At 62.1% G+C, this 2578-nt stretch carries 1 protein-coding gene; it reads left to right on the top strand.

Going from position 1 to position 2578, the window contains the following annotated elements:
• Positions 1–519: 519 nt before the first annotated feature.
• Positions 520–2578, top strand: a 2059-nt coding sequence (locus tag PLZ73_12545; protein HOO78702.1) for an SBBP repeat-containing protein, incomplete at its 3' end; no start/stop codon positions are given.

The following is a 2578-nucleotide window of genomic DNA, read 5'->3' as shown; positions in this document are numbered from 1 at the left end:
CATCAGAGTTAATCAGAGTAATCAGGTGCAAGAGGGGTTCGGGGCTCGGGCAGGAAGGGATTCCACAGACCTGCCTGCCGCAGGCAGGTTTACACAGATAGGGAATGGTTTTCGGGAGAGCTCAGGGCACGGGATAGTTGAGGTCATTGCGAGGAACCCGGGCGACGGAGCGATCTCATGGGTAGTACCCTATAAAAAGATTTCTTCGCTGCACTCGCAAGCATAGATGCTCCATGCTTTATGCTTCCCTCCCGATTGACCCGGCCTCGCTCAACTGCTACCATCCCGAAACAACAAGGAAGTGGTAATGCGCCTGTTCGAACGCTTTTCTCAGACGACTTGAGACTCGACCCCGGGCGGCTACGCTAGGGTCCGCCGGTTCAGTTCATGCGTATATAAAGTCGCTGATCGGACGAACCCTGGAAAGGCTACAGTGAATGGGACAGCACCACTCGGGACGCCTTTATTGGCCAATCTGACGGTTAATGTGCCTGCATTCAGTTATCTAGGGAGGAAGCTGTGAGAGCCGGAACAGAGACGAAGGCATCTTTCCGGATCGGCGTTACCTTGATCGCCCTGGCATCGTCGCTCGCTGCGGTACGCAGCGCGGCGCCCCAGGTCCCCACCCCGACGCCGGTCAATTACATCGAGCGCTGGGATTTCGACTACTCGACCTATCTGGGCGGGTCGGCCAACGACACCGCCATGGACATCGCCGTCGGCAGCGACGGTGGTGCCTACGTGGTCGGCTGGACCTCCTCCGTCGATTTCCCCACCGCGGCGGCCTACCAAGCGAACATACGCGCCAGTCAGGATGCCTTCGTCGCTCGGTTCGCCCCCGACGGTTCTTCCCTGATCTACTCCACCTACCTGGGGGGGAGCGGCGGCGACAGCCTCGGTATGGGCATAGCCGTCGATGAAGACAGCCAAGCCTATATCTGCGGCTATACCGACTCCAATACCTTCCCGATCGTCAACCCCTTCCAGTCTTCCCGGAACGGATACTGGACCGATTTGTTTGTCTCCAAGCTCTCCGCCGCCGGTTCCGCCCTGGTCTACTCCACCTATCTCGGGGGATCATTTGTTGACTACGGCTACGACGTGGCCGTTGACGGTTCCGGCTCCGCCTACGTCGCGGGCAGGTCCTGGTCAACCGACTTCCCGACCGTCAATGCCTTCCAGGCCGCCAACGCCAATTCCAGCGGCTACAACTTCACCCTGAGCAAGCTCTCGCCCGAGGGATCATCCCTGAGCTACTCCACCTATCTGGGGGGCAGCGGCTCCGGCCACGACTACCCCGGGGTGGCGGTGGATTCCTCCGGCCAGGCCTACCTCTCCGGGGCCACCACCTCCGTCGACTACCCGACCCTGAACGCCTACCAACCGGCCAACGCCGGGAACTGGGACGCCGTTCTCACCAAGTTCGACCCTTCCGGCACAGCCCTGGTCTTTTCCACCTTCCTTGGGGGAGCGGAAGATATCGACCAGGCCGTCGGGATCGCCATCGGCGCCGATGAGAGCGTCTATCTCTGCGGCATCACCCAGTCGAACGACTTCCCCACAGTCAACCCCTACCAGTCGTCGATTATGGGGGAGCCGGATTATTTCGTCACCCGTTTCGCCACCGACGGGCAATCCCTCGTCTACTCGACCTACCTGGGAGGATGGGACTGGGATTACGGCCAGGGAATCGCCGCGGACCCGGACGGGAACGCCTGGGTGACCGGTATTACCGTCTCGACCAACTTTCCCGTCGCCAGAGCCATGCTTCCCTCCCGGCCCGGGGGTTACGACTCCACCCTCTCCCGTTTTTCCGCCGACGGCTCCCAGCTGGAGTTCTCCACCTACCTGGGCGGGAGCGGCGACGATTTCGGTTATAGCGTCGCCCTGAGCGCCGACGACAAGGTTTACGCGGTCGGCCGGACATCATCGAACAATTTTCCGACCGCCGACTCCTTCCAGGCTGCCCGCGGGGGCGGGGAAGACGGCTTTGTGAGCCGGATCGAGTTCTTGAGCTATTACACCACGCCGACGCTGACGCCGACACCGGAAGGTTACAAAACCCCGACCGTCACCCCAACCCCATCGGTGACCCCGACTCCAACCGTGACGCCCACGACGACTCCCGCCTGCTCTCCAACCCCATCGATTACCCCGACGACTACCCCTATGCCGCCACCATCGGTTACCCCCACGCCGACACCGTCGGTCACCCCCACGCCGACACCGTCGCTTACCCCGACAGCTACACCGTCGGTTACCTCCACGCCGACACCGTCGCTTACTCCCACGCCGACACCTTCGCCTACCCCCACCCCAACGCCGTCCGCTACTCTCGCGCCCACTCCATTACCCTCCGGGGCGATTACGGGCGACTACAACGGGGACGGGACCAGCGACATCGCCGTATTCAGGCCTTCTTCCGGCTTATGGTTGATAAGAGGCCTGACCAAAACCTGGTTCGGGGCCTCCAGCGACGAGGTCGTCCCCTCCGACTACAACGGGGACGGGACCTGGGAAGTAGCGGTCTTCCGGCCTTCCAACGGGAAATGGCTGGTCCGGGGCGTGACCTCGGCCT

Source organism: bacterium (genome assembly GCA_035380285.1).
Taxonomy (GTDB): domain Bacteria; phylum Auribacterota; class Erginobacteria; order Erginobacterales; family DAOSXE01; genus DAOSXE01.
The sequence above is the reverse complement of the archived record's forward strand: the minus strand, read 5'-3'. Positions and strand labels throughout refer to the sequence as shown.